General features: G+C 52.5%; 1 protein-coding gene. It reads right to left on the bottom strand.

From position 1 onward, the window contains the following. Nucleotides 1-244, bottom strand: a 244-nt coding sequence (locus MXD62_RS09400) for an aminotransferase class V-fold PLP-dependent enzyme (protein WP_248828974.1), incomplete at both ends; no start/stop codon positions are given.

The raw sequence follows: 244 nt of genomic DNA, 5'->3' as shown, positions 1-244 counted from the left end.
ATACTCCTTCGTCTTTTTCAACCCGGCTACAAGGGCCTCTACGTCCTCCTCGGTGTTGTAAAGGTAGAAGCTTGCCCGTGCCGTCGCCGTAACTTTAAACCAGCGCATCAACGGCTGTGCGCAGTGATGGCCAGCGCGTACGGCGATTCCATGGCTGTCAAGCACTGTTGCTACATCATGAGGATGGATGTCAGCCAGGTTGAAAGTTATTAAACTGCTCCGATTTTGCTGCGGGCCATAAATC

Source organism: Frankia sp. Mgl5, from assembly GCF_023242985.1.
Lineage (GTDB): Bacteria > Actinomycetota > Actinomycetes > Frankiales > Frankiaceae > Parafrankia > Parafrankia soli.
The sequence above is the reverse complement of the archived record's forward strand: the minus strand, read 5'-3'. Positions and strand labels throughout refer to the sequence as shown.